At 41.4% G+C, this 17,687-nt stretch carries 17 protein-coding genes; 12 read left to right on the top strand and 5 right to left on the bottom strand.

The annotated features are described in order from the left end of the window. Positions 1-4: 4 nt before the first annotated feature. From J2Y37_RS10910 to J2Y37_RS10895, 4 genes are all read left to right on the top strand, one after another. The gene (locus tag J2Y37_RS10910) at positions 5-436 is read left to right on the top strand and encodes a YqaA family protein (RefSeq protein ID WP_349032883.1); all 432 of its coding nucleotides are present in this window, start codon (positions 5-7) and stop codon (positions 434-436) included. Between the two features lie 198 nt (positions 437-634). Continuing rightward, on the top strand, positions 635-829 hold the full coding sequence (rpmI, locus tag J2Y37_RS10905; RefSeq protein WP_004672526.1) for a 50S ribosomal protein L35: 195 nt from the start codon (positions 635-637) through the stop codon (positions 827-829). A gap of 11 nt (positions 830-840) precedes the next feature. Next, complete coding sequence (gene rplT / locus J2Y37_RS10900; RefSeq protein WP_004664213.1) at positions 841-1,200, top strand: 50S ribosomal protein L20; 360 nt, start codon at positions 841-843, stop codon at positions 1,198-1,200. Positions 1,201-1,455: 255 nt separating this feature from the next. After that, positions 1,456-1,836 carry a hypothetical protein gene (locus J2Y37_RS10895; RefSeq protein WP_349032828.1) on the top strand — a complete coding sequence of 127 codons (381 nt, stop codon included), beginning with the start codon at positions 1,456-1,458 and terminating at the stop codon, positions 1,834-1,836. Here the strand turns inward: J2Y37_RS10895 and J2Y37_RS10890 are convergent. Then, positions 1,833-2,900 (bottom strand): hypothetical protein, encoded by a 1,068-nt coding sequence (locus J2Y37_RS10890; RefSeq protein ID WP_349032827.1) that lies wholly within the window; start codon positions 2,898-2,900, stop codon positions 1,833-1,835. The two genes, J2Y37_RS10895 and J2Y37_RS10890, sit on opposite strands and share 4 nt — an antisense overlap. 87 nt (positions 2,901-2,987) lie before the next feature. Between J2Y37_RS10890 and pheS the strand changes: the two genes are divergently transcribed. The 3 genes from pheS to J2Y37_RS10875 are packed head-to-tail and all read left to right on the top strand — an operon-like array spanning position 2,988 to position 6,675. Next, positions 2,988-3,968, top strand: a complete 981-nt coding sequence (gene pheS / locus J2Y37_RS10885; RefSeq protein ID WP_004672532.1) for a phenylalanine--tRNA ligase subunit alpha — start codon at positions 2,988-2,990, stop codon at positions 3,966-3,968. Between the two features lie 32 nt (positions 3,969-4,000). Next, positions 4,001-6,382 (top strand): phenylalanine--tRNA ligase subunit beta, encoded by a 2,382-nt coding sequence (gene pheT / locus J2Y37_RS10880; RefSeq protein WP_349032826.1) that lies wholly within the window; start codon positions 4,001-4,003, stop codon positions 6,380-6,382. Next, positions 6,379-6,675 carry an integration host factor subunit alpha gene (locus J2Y37_RS10875; protein ID WP_000126166.1) on the top strand — a complete coding sequence of 99 codons (297 nt, stop codon included), beginning with the start codon at positions 6,379-6,381 and terminating at the stop codon, positions 6,673-6,675. Before pheT ends, J2Y37_RS10875 begins: the two co-directional genes overlap by 4 nt. A 102-nt stretch (positions 6,676-6,777) precedes the next feature. On the opposite strand, the gene J2Y37_RS10870 is transcribed toward J2Y37_RS10875, so the two are convergent. From J2Y37_RS10870 to trxA, 3 genes are all read right to left on the bottom strand, one after another. Next, on the bottom strand, positions 6,778-7,008 hold the full coding sequence (locus J2Y37_RS10870) for a hypothetical protein (RefSeq protein ID WP_121930558.1): 231 nt from the start codon (positions 7,006-7,008) through the stop codon (positions 6,778-6,780). A gap of 399 nt (positions 7,009-7,407) precedes the next feature. After that, a complete protein-coding gene (gene rho / locus J2Y37_RS10865) occupies positions 7,408-8,676 on the bottom strand; it encodes a transcription termination factor Rho (RefSeq protein ID WP_004672538.1) in 1,269 nt (422 codons plus the stop codon). A 321-nt stretch (positions 8,677-8,997) separates the two neighbouring features. Further along, entirely contained in the window at positions 8,998-9,324 is a 327-nt protein-coding gene (gene trxA / locus J2Y37_RS10860) for a thioredoxin (protein WP_004672540.1), read from the bottom strand. Positions 9,325-9,593: 269 nt separating this feature from the next. Here trxA and ppx point away from each other — a divergent pair, with 269 nt between their 5' ends. The 5 genes from ppx to J2Y37_RS10835 all read left to right on the top strand — a co-directional run bounded on the left by ppx (position 9,594) and on the right by J2Y37_RS10835 (position 14,769). After that, entirely contained in the window at positions 9,594-11,114 is a 1,521-nt protein-coding gene (gene ppx, locus J2Y37_RS10855; RefSeq protein WP_349032825.1) for an exopolyphosphatase, read from the top strand. A 100-nt stretch (positions 11,115-11,214) separates the two neighbouring features. Then, positions 11,215-12,039 (top strand): acetyl-CoA carboxylase carboxyltransferase subunit alpha, encoded by an 825-nt coding sequence (locus J2Y37_RS10850; protein ID WP_004672544.1) that lies wholly within the window; start codon positions 11,215-11,217, stop codon positions 12,037-12,039. Continuing rightward, the gene (gene tilS, locus J2Y37_RS10845) at positions 11,976-13,361 is read left to right on the top strand and encodes a tRNA lysidine(34) synthetase TilS (protein WP_349032824.1); all 1,386 of its coding nucleotides are present in this window, start codon (positions 11,976-11,978) and stop codon (positions 13,359-13,361) included. The genes J2Y37_RS10850 and tilS overlap by 64 nt, the downstream gene beginning before the upstream one ends. 3 nt (positions 13,362-13,364) lie before the next feature. Further along, on the top strand, positions 13,365-14,204 hold the full coding sequence (gene proC, locus J2Y37_RS10840) for a pyrroline-5-carboxylate reductase (RefSeq protein WP_004672549.1): 840 nt from the start codon (positions 13,365-13,367) through the stop codon (positions 14,202-14,204). Positions 14,205-14,220: 16 nt separating this feature from the next. Then, a complete protein-coding gene (locus J2Y37_RS10835; RefSeq protein ID WP_004672550.1) occupies positions 14,221-14,769 on the top strand; it encodes a YggT family protein in 549 nt (182 codons plus the stop codon). 57 nt (positions 14,770-14,826) lie between these two features. Here the strand turns inward: J2Y37_RS10835 and polA are convergent, their stop codons facing one another. Then, positions 14,827-17,592, bottom strand: coding sequence for a DNA polymerase I (gene polA, locus J2Y37_RS10830; RefSeq protein ID WP_349032823.1), 2,766 nt, complete (start codon positions 17,590-17,592; stop codon positions 14,827-14,829). Positions 17,593-17,687 lie beyond the last annotated feature (95 nt).

The following is a 17,687-nucleotide window of genomic DNA, read 5'->3' as shown; positions in this document are numbered from 1 at the left end:
CACACTGATGTCCTATTTTTTATTATTCCTCTCTGCTTTTGGAGCAGCAACGTTACTCCCGTTGCAGTCAGAAGCAGTCTTAATGACGCTGTTGATACAAGGTCTTTCAAATCCCTTTTATTTACTTCTCGTAGCAACCATTGGTAATGTACTAGGTTCATGTGTGAATTGGTGGTTGGGGCTAAAAATAGAACATTTTAAAGATAAAAAATGGTTTCCCGTTTCTAAGCCTCGTTTAGAACAAGCCCAGCAGATTTATCATAAATATGGTTTTTATTCCTTACTTTTGAGTTGGGTGCCTGTGATTGGTGATCCCATCACCTTGATTTCAGGCATAATGAAAGAAAGGTTTGGACGGTTTTTATTGATTGTGACGATTGCCAAAGGCGGGCGTTATCTATTTATGTATGCGCTATATATCGGGTTGTTTAGCTGAATATCTTAGTCCCTAAGGTTATTGAGTGGAATTTTGAGGACTTTATCAAATCTGTAAATGCTCTCGAATGTTCAGCTTTGAACCCATAATTTTTGCTTTAGTTTTAAGCAAAAATACTATATGATACTGCCTCCCTTACCTGCAGGTCGTTTTTGCAATGGTGCAAACGTTCCGAACAGGTGTTCAAAAGAGGTTGTTATGCCTAAGATGAAAACTCGCCGTGGTGCAGCTAAACGCTTTAAAGCGACTGCTAACGGTATTAAGCGTAAACAAGCGTTCAAACGCCACATTTTGACCAAAAAATCTGCTAAGCGTATTCGTCAATTGCGCGGCTGTGTAATGGTTCACGTAAGTGATGTTGCATCAGTTCGTCGTATGTGCCCATACATCTAAGGAGATTATAAATGGCTCGTGTAAAACGTGGTGTAGTGGCGCATCGTCGTCACAAAAAAATTCTTGCTCGCGCTAAAGGTTACTATGGTGCTCGTTCACGCGTTTATCGCGTAGCGTTCCAAGCAGTAATCAAAGCTGGTCAATATGCTTACCGTGACCGCCGTCAGAAGAAACGTCAATTCCGTGCTTTATGGATTGCGCGTATCAATGCTGGTGCTCGTCTTAACGGTTTGTCTTATAGCCGCATGATTGATGGCTTGAAAAAAGCTCAAGTAATCATCGACCGTCGTGTATTAGCTGACATCGCTATGCATGATGCAGTTGCATTTGCTGCTTTAGCTGAAAAAGCTAAAGGTGCATTAGCTGCATAAGCTTAGAGATTCAAAAAAGACCGCTTTTTAGCGGTCTTTTTTATTTCCTTCCTATAATTATTAGTACCGACAAAATTGTGGTAATAAGCAATAAAAACTTGGCAATCTCATATCTCTGAATCAATAAAAATAAACCATATAATATAATTAAGAGTATGGCTAAGACGATGAGTGGTGTGGTTAGTGTCCGCCAACCAGAAATGGTTTCAGATTCTGGCGAAGTGGTATTTTCGATAACTAATGATGGATTAAAACGTGCGTAGACAATATCACTTTAGACAAGTTGGCGAGGATACACATATTTGGGATGTACATCAGCTCGTTGAGCTGACAAAAACGTGTATTGCCAAGAAAGTTCAACTGGTTGATATTCAGGAACTCAACGAAGCCTATTGGTTTCCAGATCAGTATCCGACGACACAGCAAATCATTGAGCATTTTCAATTAGTTCGAGATGCAGATCTCAGTTATCCGATTATCCTTTGCGCAAGGGGTAGAGTGATGGATGGGATGCATCGCGTTGCAAAGGCAAGTTTGCTCAAGCATTTCGATATTCGCGCAGTGCAATTTGAGCAAACCCCTGAGCCAGACTTCATCAATATTGACGAAGATGAGCTGGATTACACTGAATATTAAAGCCCAAAATAATAAGCCAAAATACAAATTACAACAGTGATCAGCACCAGTTTAATGACGCTGGAGTGCTTGGTCTTGTGTAGATTTGTGGGACCCGATGTGGTTGGGACATCCATAGTCCGATCATAAGGTTCCATCGGCATTTCAAAATCAATATTTTTATAATGATTGGCAATCTTGCTGATGAGTCTACCAAATACATCGTCGGTTTTTTTAACAAAATTGCGTAAATTAATTTGTTCCTCTGGACTCAGAATTTCACCTTGGGTTGTATAAGGGTGATTGCAGCGCGAATGTAAGAAGTCAATCAAAGCAGACATGCGGTGTAATAAATGGTGTGCGGCATCTGCTTGATAGGTTGTTGGAATAATAGCTAAGACCGTTTTATCTAAATGGCTCTGTTCAAGTTCATATCCATAAAAAGGTAGGTCGACTTGTTCTGGTTCTAAGAAATCTTCAGCGCATTGATGATTAAAAATTTCACTTTCAATATACTTTTCTATTTCGTGCCAATCATTATCTTTTAAATCTAAAGTAATTTTTTTAGACAGTTTCTCATTGAGTGGATAACGCCAAAAGATCTCTTGTCGGAGTTTAACTTGCTGCGCAGAAGGGGCGGTAAAGGGATGATCATGAGTGTACCATTCGGCAAGTTCGTGACCGCAAATCCATGCCGTTTTATTTTTGCCTTGATGACTGACAATAAAGTGAGCGTAGGGAAGTAATTCAACGTTTGGATTGGGGTTACTTTCTTCATCGAGAATGGTTGAATTATGTAGGCTTAGTTTATTCACCCCTTGTTGTTTTAATGCCTCTAACCAAACTCGAAAATGTTGTGCCAAAAGCTGTTGAGATGCTAAATCACGAAAAACCAAATGATGTTGAGCAAAGATAGGATGGTTAACCCAATCATTCATATTTAAGTCTTGCTGTAAAAACTCATTGCCATAGGTGACAAGCGTCAATTGTGCTTTCCAGATTTGATCGAGCGCCATTGTTTTTACTCTTGGTTTTTTAGCGGTATTGACGATTTTATCAAATTGTTGCGGTATATGTTTTTTCAATCGGCTTAATCTTCAAAAAACAGATAAAAAGCTGATAAACTATAGCGTTTTATTATATTTCTATAATTTGTTGCTTTGAGAGTTACTATGTCACTGGAAGCCCTGACCACTGAAGCGCTTGCTGCCATTGCAGCGGCTCAAGACCTTGCTGTACTCGATCAAGTACGAGTCCAATTTACAGGGAAGAAAAGCCAGCTTGCAGAACAGTCGAAAGCACTTGGAAAAATGGACCCTGAAGCGCGAAAAGTACAAGGTGCTGCGATCCATGCTGTTCGTGAAGCAATCAATGCTGCTTTGACTGAGCGCCAACAGACTTTACAACAAGCTGAACTTGCAAAAAAATTAGCAAGTGAAACGATTGATATTACTTTACCCGGTCGCGGTCAACGCATGGGGAGTATCCATCCTGTCACTCAAGTTCAAGAGCGTATTTGCCAATTCTTTACCAAAGCGGGTTTCCAAGTCGCACATGGTCCTGAGGTTGAAGACGATTATCATAACTTTGAAGCCCTAAATATTCCAGGACACCATCCAGCACGTGCGATGCACGATACTTTCTATTTTGATGCGACACATCTACTTCGTACCCATACATCGGGTGTGCAAATCCGTACCATGGAAACAAATCAGCCGCCTATTCGTATTGTGTGTCCGGGTCGTGTCTATCGTTGTGACTCCGACCAGACGCATTCTCCGATGTTCCATCAGATCGAAGGCTTGTATGTCGCGGAAAATACCAGCTTTGCTGAATTAAAAGGTTTATTAATTAACCTGCTGAATGAATTCTTTGAAAAAGACTTAAAAGTACGCTTCCGTCCCTCTTATTTTCCATTCACAGAGCCGAGTGCAGAAGTGGATATCATGGACGAGCGTGGTCGCTGGTTAGAAGTTTTAGGTTGTGGCATGGTACATCCAAATGTACTGCGTGCCGCAGGTATTGATCCTGATAAATACAAAGGCTTTGCTTTTGGTTTAGGGGTAGAGCGTTTTGCAATGTTGCGTTATGGCATCAATGATTTGCGTATGTTCTACCAAAACGACGTGCGTTTCTTACGCCAATTCGCCTAACAGTATTTCAGGATTAACAAAGGTTTATACAAATGAAAATTAGTGAAAATTGGCTGCGCACGTGGGTGAACCCTTCAATTGATAGCGAAGCACTGTCTGATCAACTCACCATGCTTGGTTTGGAGGTCGATGAATTAGCGCCTGTAGCCAAACCATTTACTGGGGTTGTTGTGGGTGAGGTCGTTACGGTTGAGCAACATCCAGATGCGGATCGCTTACGTGTTACCACAGTAAATATTGGTTCAGATGAGCCATTACAGATCGTTTGCGGTGCGCCAAATGTTTGCGTAGGAATGAAAGCACCTGTAGCAACCATTGGTGCTGTGTTGCCTGGCGATTTTAAAATTAAAAAAGGCAAGCTACGTGGTGTGGAATCACAAGGTATGCTTTGCGGTGCTTCTGAAATTGATTTAGAAGATAAAATTGATGGTTTATTGGCGTTACCAGCTGATGCACCTGTCGGGATGAATATCCGTGACTATCTCAAACTCGATGACAATGTAATCGATATTAGCATCACACCAAACCGCGGTGACTGTTTTAGTATCCGTGGTATTGCGCGTGAAATCGCCGTGATTAATCAACTCAAAGTTAATGAACCTACAATTCAAGCCATTGCAGCAAGCATTTCAGATGAAAAATCAGTAGTGATTAGCACTGAGGGTACACCGCGCTATTTGGGTCGTATCATCAAAAATGTAAATGTAAAAGCAGCAACGCCTGAGTGGATGGAACAAGCGCTTACGCGTTCTGGTCTTCGCAGCCATAGTATTTTGGTCGATATCACCAACTATGTCTTACTTGAGTTAGGTCAACCGATGCATGCCTTTGACTTGGCGAAGATTGATGGTTCGATTCAGGTACGCCAAGCTCAGCCAAAAGAACAACTGGCCTTGCTTAATGATCAACAAGTTGAACTGCAAGATGACATGATGGTGATTGCTGATGATCAAAAAGTATTGGCGATTGCTGGCATCATGGGTGGTTTAGATTCGTCGGTTACGGATGATACGCAAGATATCTTCCTTGAAAGTGCGTTCTTTGCACCTTTAGCGATTGCTGGTCGTGCACGTCGTTTTGGCTTGCATACCGATTCATCACAGCGCTATGAACGCGGTGTTGACTTTGAGTTGCCAATGATCGCAATGCATCGTGCTTCTGAGTTGATTCAGGCCTTTGCTGGTGGGGAATTTGGTCCAATTACGGTTGCTGAACAAGTTGAATTATTGCCAAAACGCGAAACAATTCAGTTAAAACAAAGTCAAGTTGATCAATTGTTAGGATATCAAGTTGCAGGTGATTTTATTGCGGATGCTTTGAGTCGCCTTGGTTGTGCTGTTGAGACCTTAGCTGAAGACCAGTGGTCTGTGACTCCGCCTTCGCATCGTTATGATATGGTGATTTATCAAGACCTTATTGAAGAGGTTGCCCGTATTCATGGTTATGACAATATTCAAATCAGTTTGCCACAAATTGATGTGAAGTTGAAAAAGTACCAAGATGGTTTTGATATTGCACAACTACGTCAAAGTGTTGCAACTTTGGGTTATCAGGAAGCGATTAGCTTTAGTTTTGCTGATGCGAAATTGGAAAAACAACTCAATCCAAATGTACAACCGCTCATGCTTGCGAATCCAATTTCAAGTGATTTGGCGGCAATGCGTAGCACACTGTTATCTAGTTTGATTCCTTGTGTGCAATATAACTTGAATCGTCAACAACATCGTGTTCGTTTCTTTGAGTTGGGTTTGCGTTTTGACTATCAAAATGCGCAAAATATTCATGACCTTAAGCAGATTCCAACATTGGCATTGATTGCAGTAGGCTCACAGGTACCTGAATCTTGGCATGCTAAGCCGACTGCAATGGATTTCTTTGATTTTAAAGGTGAAATTGAAGAAATTTTGGCGGCTGGACGTGTTAAGGTTGAGTTTGTTCGCACCGAGCGAGCGTGGTTGCATCCAGGGCAGTCTGCTGAAGTTCTGGTCGATGGGCAGTCAATCGGTTATTTAGGGCGTTTACATCCATCTTTGGAAAATGATTTGGATTTGGGTACGACTTGGGTTGCTGAGCTCGATCAGCAAGCAGTTTTGCAATCTTATGTATCTAATTTTACAGAATTATCACGTTTTCCATCAGTTAGACGTGATATTGCGCTTTTAATCTCTGATAAGATTGTGGTGAAAGATATTCAGCGCATGATTGAACAGACTGGGGGAGAGTTACTTGACTCTACATGGTTGTTCGATGTGTATACGGGGCAAGGAGTCGAACAAGGCAAGCGTTCTTTAGCTTTCGCATTGTTATGGCAGCACCCAACTCGTACGCTTGAAGATGCTGAAATCAAATCTGGTATGGATAACATTATTCAAGTGTTGGAAAACACTTATCAAGCGACATTGAGGGCCTCATGACAGCATTAACAAAAGCAGATATGGCGGACCATTTAAGTGAACTCACGAGCTTAAATCGCCGTGAAGCAAAACAAATGGTCGAATTGTTTTTTGACGAAATTAGCCAAGCATTGATTGCGGGCGAACAAGTCAAACTCTCTGGGTTCGGGAATTTCGAGTTACGTGATAAGCGTGAGCGCCCTGGCCGTAATCCAAAGACGGGTGAGGAGATTCCGATTTCTGCTCGTCGAGTTGTGACCTTTAGAGCGGGTCAGAAATTTAGACAACGTGTTGGAAATGAGCAGATCGATTGATCTGCTTTTTTAAGTCTGAAACAATTTTAACTGACTTAAATAAATCTTCAGCCATAAAAAAAGAGAACCAAAAGGTTCTCTTTTTTTTAATCTAAAACTAGATTATTGAGCAACAGAAGCAGGAGCAGCAACTTCAGATGCAGCAACAGCAACTTCAGAAGCAGCAGCAACAGTCGCTTCAGAAGCAGCAACAGTCGCTTCAGAAGCAGCAGCTACAGCTTCAGAAGCAGCAGCAGTTGCGTCAGTAGCAGCAGCGTCTTCTTTCTTAGAGCAACCAACAAAAGCTAAAGTAGTTGCAACAGCAGCAATAACAGCGAATTTTTTGAATAACATGGCATCACTCTCATAAAATTGTGAGATTAAAAAAAACCTGAGTTAGTCTGTTTGTGCTTTTATTATTCCTAAATATTTTAGGAAACAACGCAGGGAGCAGCCTAACTAGTCAGATGCTATCCTATCAAAGCAAATCATGAATTACTACTATTCTGTCTGGCAAAACGACAAAAATAGACAAAAATAGGTCATTTTTTGATAGAAAATAACTATGAAGGATCATTTGTGAATCGGTATTCTAGAGAGAAATAGCAGAACTTGTTTGTATTTAAGTATATAAATCAGATGGATAATGGTTTGCTATCAAAGAACAATCTAATTGTAACTGTTGTGTAAGCATGTCAACCAAATCACAACAGCCACCATAAAGGTGGCTGTTGTGATCATTGGATGATAGACCTAGTTTGCAGCTTTACGCTTCATTTGGTCGAAGAAATCATCATTGGTCTTGGTTTCTTTCATGCGATCAAGTAAGAACTCCATCGCCGCAAGTTCGTCCATTGGGTGAAGTAGCTTACGTAAAATCCAAACTTTACGAAGGTTATCCTCTCCCATTAAGCGTTCTTCACGGCGCGTACCAGACTTCTTAATGTTCATGGCAGGGAAGACACGTTTTTCCGCGATACGACGATCGAGCGTAATCTCTTGGTTACCTGTACCTTTAAACTCTTCATAGATGACATCATCCATTTTACTGCCTGTTTCGATCAATGCCGTCGAGATAATGGTCAGTGAACCACCCTCTTCGATATTACGTGCAGCACCAAAGAAGCGTTTTGGGCGTTCGAGCGCATGCGCATCCAAACCACCTGTAAGTACTTTTCCTGATGATGGAACAACCGTGTTATAGGCACGTGCTAAACGAGTAATAGAATCAAGCAGAATCACAACATCCTTTTTATGCTCGACTAGACGTTTTGCTTTCTCAATGACCATCTCCGCAACTTGGACATGTCGAGCAGGGGCTTCATCAAAAGTTGATGCCACAACTTCGCCACGAACTGTACGTTCCATCTCGGTCACTTCTTCTGGACGTTCATCAATGAGTAAAACGATCAAGAAGACTTCTGGGTTGTTACGAACGATGGATTGAGCAATGTTTTGTAAAAGCATTGTTTTACCCGCTTTTGGCGGTGCAACAATAATTGAACGCTGACCTTTACCAATCGGTGCCACAAGGTCGACAACACGAGAGGTTAGATCCTCTGTTGTGCCATTACCAAGTTCCATCACCATTTGTTCGGTTGGGAACAATGGGGTTAAGTTTTCAAATAAAATCTTGTTACGTGAGTTTTCTGGTGTGTCATAGTTAATTTGATTCACTTTTAATAAAGCAAAATAACGTTCACCTTCTTTTGGTGGGCGAATCGTACCTGTAATGGTATCACCCGTACGTAAATTAAAACGGCGAATTTGTGATGGGCTGACATAAATGTCATCTGGTCCAGCTAAATATGAACCAGCAGCGGAGCGTAAAAAACCAAAGCCATCAGAAAGGATTTCTAAAACGCCATCACCAAAGATTTCTTCACCATTCATTGCATGGCGTTTTAAAATGGCAAAAATAATATCTTGTTTACGGTTACGTGCCATGCCTTCAAGGCCCATAAACTCCGCAATTTTAATGAGTTCGCCAATGGGTTTTTTCTTGAGTTCAGTTAAGTTCATAAGTGGTCAGACAGAATGGAATAAGTGGAGGATTGTGTTGGGAAAGAAAAAATCGACCGCATATATACTGATGTAATTGTATTAAACAATTACGATCCAGTAGTCTGGTTCATTGTTTCAGAGAGAAATGTGAAAACAATTGTTATTGCCGAGCGGCGATCTTATGTTTTGTATCGTGTAAGAAGCGCGATGAAGTAGATTCCATTCAAAGCTTCTTGATCGAGAAATATAGACGAAATCAACTGCTTTGTCAATTTTTACGGAGGAATACGCTAATCAATGAATAGCGTATTTCCGCAGATTGACAGTTATACAACTTAATTAGATGTTTTGGTCAATAAATGCTGCAAGTTTAGAACGGGGTGCTGCACCGACTTGTTGATCAACAACTTCACCATTTTTAAACATCAATAATGCTGGAATGTTACGGATGTTGTATTTTACTGCTGTTTCTTCGCATGCAGTCACGTCAACTTTAACGATTTTAACTTTTCCTGCATATTCGTTTGACAAGTCTTCGAGGACTGGTGCAATGGCTTTACAAGGCGCACACCAGCCAGCCCAGAAATCAACAAGTACGGGAGTTTCAGCATCTAATACATCTGCTTGGAAGTTTTCATCAGTTGTATTAACAATAGTCGCAGACATGGGGTTGCTCCAAATTTAAGAAATAAAGTATCAATTCAGTATCAGAAAGAATATTACATTGCTACTTTATTCAATGTAAGGGTTTGTTCTAATTATTCAAGTTAGAAAGTAAAAAGTCTAATGGTTGCTCACGATGCTGTTCATCGACTTAAACAATCATTTATAGGCTATAAGCGAAAATACACGCGTTTTATTGTTTAAAATGACTTTAAAATTGTAAGCATGTGAATTACTCTAATGCGTGAATTGAGCATGGGTTTATACGAATAATGTCTGATTTTCTGATTGATGAAGAATTACTTGCTGCAATAGATATGGGGTCGAACAGTTTCCATCTTGCAATTGCTCGTGTTGATCACGGTGAAGTGAAGAAAGTTGCTTCAATGTCAGAAAAAGTACAATTGGCTGCTGGGCTAGATGAAAATAAAAATTTAACAGAAGCTGCTCAACAACGCGGTTTAGCCTGTCTAGCGCGTTTTGTTGGGCGTTTGAGTTCCGTGCAACCAAATCGCCTGAGAATTGTTGCGACCAATGCATTAAGACAAGCCAAGAATGGTCACGAGTTTATCCAAAAAGCCGCTGAAATTTTGCCTAAACCTATTGAAATTATTGCAGGTCGTGAAGAAGCGCGCCTCATTTATCTCGGTGTTTCGCATACTATGGCCAATGGCGGACGTCGTTTAGTGATTGATATTGGCGGTGGCTCAACAGAATTTATTATTGGCGAGGAATTCGAGCCGATTTATACCGAGTCTTTGCAGATGGGCTGTGTGGCATATAGTAAGACTTTTTTTGCTGAAGGTGAGATTTCAACCAAGGCCTTTGATAAGGCTGTTGTTGCTGCACGTAAAGAAATGTCAGGTATTGCCAATACTTATAAAATGGAAGGTTGGGATACGGTAGTAGGTTCGAGCGGAACCATTAAAGCCTGTCGTCAAATTTTAGTAAATCTCGGCTTGAGTGATGAACAAGAAAACCTGACTCGTGATGGTCTATATAAGCTTAAAGATCGTTTGTTGAAATTTAAGCATACTTCAGAAATTGATTTCGAAGGCTTACGTGAAGATCGTCGAGCAGTTTTGCCAGCTGGACTTGCGATTTTGTATGCGATTTTTGATGTATTAAACATTGATAAGCTTGCTTATTCGGATGGTGCATTACGTGAAGGTGTAATGTACGACTTGTTGGGTCGATTCAAACATGAAGATATTCGCGATCGCAGTGTTCAAGCATTGATGGGTCGTTACAATGCCGATCCAAAACAGGCAGAGCGTGTGGTCAATACCGCCCAGCACTTGTTTAATGGTGTAGCTGACGTACTAGATTTAACTACTGAAGACAGTGACTTACTGCGTCGTGCAGCTTATTTACATGAAATTGGATTGGCCATTAGTCATGGTGGTTATCACCGTCATGGCGCCTATTTATTACAACATTCAGATATTCCTGGTTTTTCACAAATTGATCAAAATCATCTTTCGCATCTGATTTCTCATCATCGTCGTAAGTTACGTGCAGATGCTAAAAACGATGTATTAAAAGTTGGTGGTCATCATTTAGTTTATCTTTGCATGATTCTTCGTCTTGCAGTTTTACTAAATCATAGTCGTAGTGATCAGATGCTTCCTGCCATTGAACTCAGTGTGGTAAATGATCAACAATGGCAACTGAGTGTTTCTGGCGATGCGAAGCAATGGCCTTTACTGGTTGCAGATTTGCATGATGAACAAGTGCAATTTAAGCATTGGAACATTGGTTTACATATCGTGTCAGATAAATTTGTTGATTAACCTAGGAGCTGTTGATCTTTCAGCTTGAAACGCAATGTGCGTATAACTTATAGAAAGTGTCAACAGACCTTGCATCCTTGTTAGGGATTATTTACGACTTATGAAAAATAAAGCGACTCAGTCCAAGGCTTGGACTACGGTTCAAATTGCACGTCATCCTGAACGTCCGCAATTCCTCGATTATGTGAGTGAAATTTTCACTGAATTTGATGCACTTCACGGCGATCGTTTATATGGTGATGACGGTGCAATGATTGGTGGTTTAGCACGTTTTGATGGACAGCCTGTGATGGTGGTGGGTCAACATCGTGGACGTGGTACCCGTGAGAAACTGCAACATAACTTTGGGATGTGTAACCCAGAAGGTTATCGAAAGTCTCAACGTTTACTTGATATGGCTGAACGTTTCAATTTACCTGTTTTTACTTTTGTCGATACCATGGGTGCTTATCCTGGTGTCGGTGCTGAAGAACGTGGTCAGGCAGAAGCAATTGCAACGAGTTTGGCGCAACTTTCGAGTTTGAAAGTACCTGTGATCGCAACCGTACTGGGTGAAGGTGGTTCAGGTGGTGCTTTGGGTATTGGTGTGGCTGATCGTGTTATCATGCTTTCACACAGTATTTACTCGGTGATTTCACCTGAAGGCTGTGCTTCTATTTTATGGAAAACAGCAGATAAAGCAGCGCAAGCGAGTGAAGCACTTGCATTGACTGCGGATAAGTTAAAAGCGATTGGTATTGTTGAATATGTCGTGGATGAAGGCGAGGGTGCACATTTGCAGCCTGAAAAAGTCATGCATGACCTAAAAGATGTGTTAAAACAAGCCTTGGAAGAATTGCAACCGATGGATGCACAAGCACGATGCGAAGCACGTTATCAACGTTTAATGAAGTTTGGCAGCAGCAATTTAGGCATCGCGTCTTAGCGCAAGCACAGCATTTTTCAGAGCAAACTCAATTCTTAATTGGATGTAGCGGCGGCATGGATTCCATGCTGTTGCTGTCTCAAATGTCTGAACTTTTTCCCGATAAAATTCGTGCCATTTATGTTGATCATCAATTACAACCGCCTAGTGTGCTATGGGGTGAGTTGGTGCAACAACAGGCAAAGATATTCAATGTTCCCTGTATCATTCAGAAAGTACGAGTTGAAACCGGCAATTTAGAACAACAAGCTCGCCAAGCCCGTTATCAAGCCTATCACCAACATTTACAAACCAATGAAATTTTAGTTTTAGCGCATCATCAACAAGATCAAGCCGAGACGGTTTTGTTGCGTTTATTCTCAGGTGCAGGTGTCAATGGGTTGGCGGCGATGCAACAAATCGACGTACGTAAAGAGCTGACCATTTGGCGGCCATTTTTAGATCTAAGTCGAGCGCAGATTGAACAATGGTCACAACAGATCGGTCTTGAGTATGTGACCGACCCAAGCAATCAAGATACTCATTATGATCGGGCATGGTGTCGTGAAGTCTTATGGGATGTATTACAACATCGATTTCCTAAAATGCAGGCGGCGGTCGCACGTAGTAGTTATTTAATGCAGGATGCGGCTGAGATTTTAGATGAAGTGTTGCAAACGGATTGGCAGCAATGTGCTACCGACCATGAACTCAATTTAACTCAACTCAAAAAGTTATCTCATGCACGCCAGCGTCAATTGCTCTCCTCATGGATGAAAGGCAATGCACAATACCGACCAAGTTACGACATGGTTCAGCGTTTACAACAAGAAGTGATTGCAGCCAAACCAGATGCCCAAGCGACCTTACATGTGCATCCGTATTATTATGTGCGTTATCAAAAAACGTTGTACCGTTTAAGCCATGACATCCTATATGCAGAAAAATTATCGACACTTGCTGATGTTATTTCACAGCGCTATTTGTTAGGACAGCATATTCAGGTGGCAGCAGGGCAGTTTAAAATTGAATCTCAAAGTCTAGGTCTTTCTCCTCAACTATTCGATAGAGAGTTGCAGTTGTTGAAACGACAAGGCGGTGAAAAAATCCATCTGTATGGGCGAGTTGGGCATTGGCCACTCAAAAAAGCCATTCAAGATGCGCAGATTTTGCCTTGGTTACGTCATACAATTCAAATATTAGTCGTGGATAATGTTATGCTTGGGGTTTTTAGCCCAAAAGGTTTTTGGTTGGCGCAATCTGAGTATCTGGTGCAGGGCGGTTGGCAACCAAGTTTAATTTCTGACTGTATTTTTCATCAGTCTTTATTACATGACGAGTAGGACATGGCGACATCATTGAATCAAAATATCTGTTTTATTGGCGGCGGTAATATGGCGCAAGCCTTGATTGGTGGGTTACTTTCTCGTGGCTTACCAACTACACGCATTACAGTGTCTGACCCAGTAGAGCAGATTCGTCAAATATTAGAAGAAAAAGAGATTCAAACCACGACAGATAATGTTGCAGCGATCAAAGATGCTGATGTTGTTGTATTGGCGGTAAAACCACAGGTCTTAGCAACGGTTTTACAACCATTAAAAGGGTTGTTGTCAGATAAACTCGTGATTTCAATTATTGCGGGCGCTGAGATTCAAACCCTTTCAGATTTAATCGGCGGTAGCGAACGTATTGTACGTGTGATGCCGAATACGCCTGCATTGGTTCAAACGGGCGCACATGGTATTTATGCACCTGCGGCTGTAGGTACTAAAGATCGTGAATTAACCAGTCAAATTTTAGCGGCGACTGGTTTAACCATTTGGGTTGATAATGAAGCGCAAATTGATGCGGTAACTGCAGTATCTGGTTCAGGCCCTGCCTACTTTTTCTATTTAATGGAAAGTATGATTCGCGCGGGTAAAAACTTGGGCTTAGATGAAAAAGTGGCTACTGCATTAACCTTGCAGACCGCGCTGGGCGCGGCGCAAATGGCGATTACCAGTTCAAATTCTCCAGCAGAATTACGTAAAAATGTGACTTCACCAAATGGCACAACTCAAGCAGCCTTAGAGGTGTTTGATCGTGCACAGATTTCACAAAATATTCAAGCAGCGCTTGCAGCAGCTCAAAAACGCAGCCAAGAGCTTGCGCAAGAGTTGAGTGACAAGACTAAATCAGTTTAAGTAGGATAAGACAATTATGGGTGCAAGTTCTGCGCTAATTTTTGGTGTTTTGATCAATGTTGCTATTTTATTGATCTTTTTCCGTTTTTTAATGCAATTGGCGGCAGTCACTCCCTACAATCCCGTGGTGCTTTCAACAACGAAAGCGACCAAGATTGTAGATGTTTTCAGCCGTATTTTCCCAACGGTGAGCAAAGGACGGGTTAATTTAGCCGCATTGGTTTTGGTTATTTTGCTTTACTTCCTCAAAATGTGGGGAGAAAAGCATTTAGCTGGCGTTGGTACGGGGAGCACCTTGTATTTTATTGTTTCTACAGTAAAAGAAATGCTATTGTCTTTAGTGACGCTCCTTAAATATATGATTTTTGCTTTTATTATTTGTAGCTGGATCATGATGCTTTCACAATTTCGATCGCCTTATATGGAGGTGATTCAGGAATTGGTCGAGCCGATTTTGGCACCTTTCCGTAAAGTGATGCCAAGTATGGGGATGATTGATTTATCACCGATTCTTGCATTTTTAGTGTTATTTGTGGCTGAAACAATGCTCAGAGCAATTGTCTAGCTTTGATTAAAAAAAAAGAGATGCTTAGCATCTCTTTTTTTTTGCTCAGAATCAGGGTTAGTGAGCCGCGTCCCAATTCAGCCCTTGTCCAACTTCAACCACAAATGGAACTGAGATTTTCAAGACGGATTGCATCACTTCGGCGATTTGCTTGGAAAGTTCATCCGCAATTGCTGCGTCCGCTTCAAATACAAGTTCATCGTGTACTTGCAGCAAGAGTTTAGCTTGCTCTTTTGGTAATATTTGATCCACGGCAATCATCGCTAACTTGATGATATCAGCCGCACTGCCTTGCAGTGGTGCATTAATTGCAGCTCGTTCAGCGGCTTGCTTGATCATTTTATTGCTTGCCAAAATATCAGGGGTATAGAGGCGACGACCTAAAATTGTTTCAACAAAACCTTGTTCACGTGCAATCTGACGCGTGCGCTCCATATAATCCAAAACACCTGGATAACGTTGGAAATAACGTGCGATATAGCTACGTGATTCTTCACGAGTAAAGCCCAGTTGACGGGTTAAGCCAAATTCTGACATGCCATAAAGTAGACCAAAGTTGACGGCTTTGGCTTGGCGACGTTGGTCATTGGTGACATCTTCAATCGCAATGCCCAATACTTCTGACGCAGTACGACGGTGTACATCTTGTCCTTGTTGGAATGCATGGATCAAAGCATCATCTTGAGAAAAATGCGCCATCAAACGCAGTTCAATTTGTGAATAATCGGCTGCCAATAGCACGCGACCTTCAGGTGCTATAAAGGCTTTACGGATTTGTCGTCCAATTGGGGTACGAATAGGAATGTTTTGTAAGTTTGGGTCTGTCGAAGATAGGCGACCTGTGGTGGTCAAGGCTTGGTGATAACTGGTGTGAACACGATGTGTTGTATTATGAGATTGCTCAATCAGACGGTCAGTATAGGTATTTCTCAGTTTTGCCAAGCCGCGGTGTTCTAAAATGACTTCGGCGAGTGGATGTTCAATTTTTTCTAAGATACTTTCACTGGTACTGAACTGTCCCGTAGCCGTTTTTTTACCGCCTTTAATCCCCAGCTTTTCAAATAAGACTTCACCCACTTGTTTTGGTGAAGAAACATTAAAAGCTTCACCTGCCAGTTCAGTTGCCTGATTTTCTAGTGTTTGTATGGTCTTTGAAAATTCAACACTGAGCTGATCAAGGAACTGATGATCGAGCTTGATGCCATCTTCTTCCATGGCAGTCAACACACGCGCAACTGGCATTTCGATATTGTGCAGAATATTTACTAGTTCTGGGGAGCTTTTTAATTTTCCTGATAAAACTTCATACAGTCGATAAGTGACATGTGCATCTTCGGCCGCATAATGTGCTGCAACTTCGAGTTCAATTTGATTAAAGGTTTTCTGTTTGGCACCTTTACCTGCAATTTGTTCAAAGGTGGTGGTCAAATGGCTCAGATAAAGTCGTGCGACATCATCCATACCATGACGTGTGGCTGCTGCATTTAACACATAAGATGCCAGCATGGTATCGAAATACCAACCACGAATGGTAATGCCATGATTGGCAAAAATATGGGCATCATATTTTAGATGATGACCAATTTTCTTGACCTGCTCATTTTCAAGGATTGGTTTGATTTGAGCTAAAATTTGGTCACGATTCAGTTGTTCGGGTGCGCCTTCGTAATCATGCGCCACAGGCACATAGAATGCATCATTGGCATCAAATGCCACCGAAAAACCAACCAGTTCGGCAATACGATAATCTAAATTCGTGGTTTCTGTATCAATGGCAAAATGATCTGCTTGTTGCATTCGTTGTAACAATGCATCCCAGTCTTGTTGTGTGAGAACTGTATGATAAGTGGCTGTTCCGAGCTGATCATCTTGACTTGAAAGTGTGGCGTGATCTTCGGTCACAATCGTTTCAGCTTTTTGCTCTGCTTTCACAATTTTTTGTGAGGTTTGCTGATAAGCCGAGGTATTTGGATTATTCGGGTGGTCTAAGGATTGTAATTGATTACGAAATTCGAGTTCTGTATAGAGATCACGTAGCTGATCAATATTTGGATTGCTGAGTTTAAGCTCATGCCAATCTAGATTTAGCTCAAGATCACAGACAATACTTGCCAATTGGTGATCAATTTTGATGTTGTTTAAGCTGTCTTTAATGTTTTGACTGATTTTGCCTTTTAGCTGATCGACATTGGCAATAATATTATTCAGTGAGCCGTATTCATTGAGGAGCTTAGCTGCAGTTTTTGCACCAATACCTGGAACCCCCATAATGCCATCTGATGCATCGCCCATGAGGGTGAGATAATCAATAATTTGATGCGGATGAACGCCAAATTTTTCAAAAACACCCGCTTCATCAAGCACACGTTCTTTGAAACTATCTTCAAGCTTGACATGTTCATTGACCAATTGGGCCATATCTTTGTCACCCGTTGAAATCAGAACATGATGACCTTCACTCAGTGCTTGCTTGGTCAAAGTTCCAATAATATCATCCGCTTCAGCGCCTGCGAGATAATATAAAGGAATCCCTTGTGCCTTAATTAATGCGTGCAAATATGGAATTTGTTGAGACAATTCTTCGGGCATACTTGGACGATCACCTTTATAAATAGGTGAAAGAGCATGGCGAAAAGTAGGTTCAGGCGTATCAAAAATCACCGCCATATGCGTCGGTTGTGTACGACGCATCAATTTTTGAATTGCTGAAATTGCACCACGTATTGCATTGGTATGTAAGCCAGTAGACGTCGTTAACGGTGGTAACGCGTGATAAGCACGAAATAAAAAATAAGACCCGTCAACCAAGACAAAAGGTGGCATTTCGCAAATCCTAATTATAAGTTAGCAGGTATTTTACGTGAAAAAGTGTTGTCTGTCCTTGTCGCCGTGTTGTGCAATGACGAGTTACGTCACTT

It is taken from the genome of Acinetobacter sp. 3657, assembly GCF_031456775.1.
Classification (GTDB): Bacteria; Pseudomonadota; Gammaproteobacteria; order Pseudomonadales; family Moraxellaceae; genus Acinetobacter.
The sequence above is the reverse complement of the archived record's forward strand: the minus strand, read 5'-3'. Positions and strand labels throughout refer to the sequence as shown.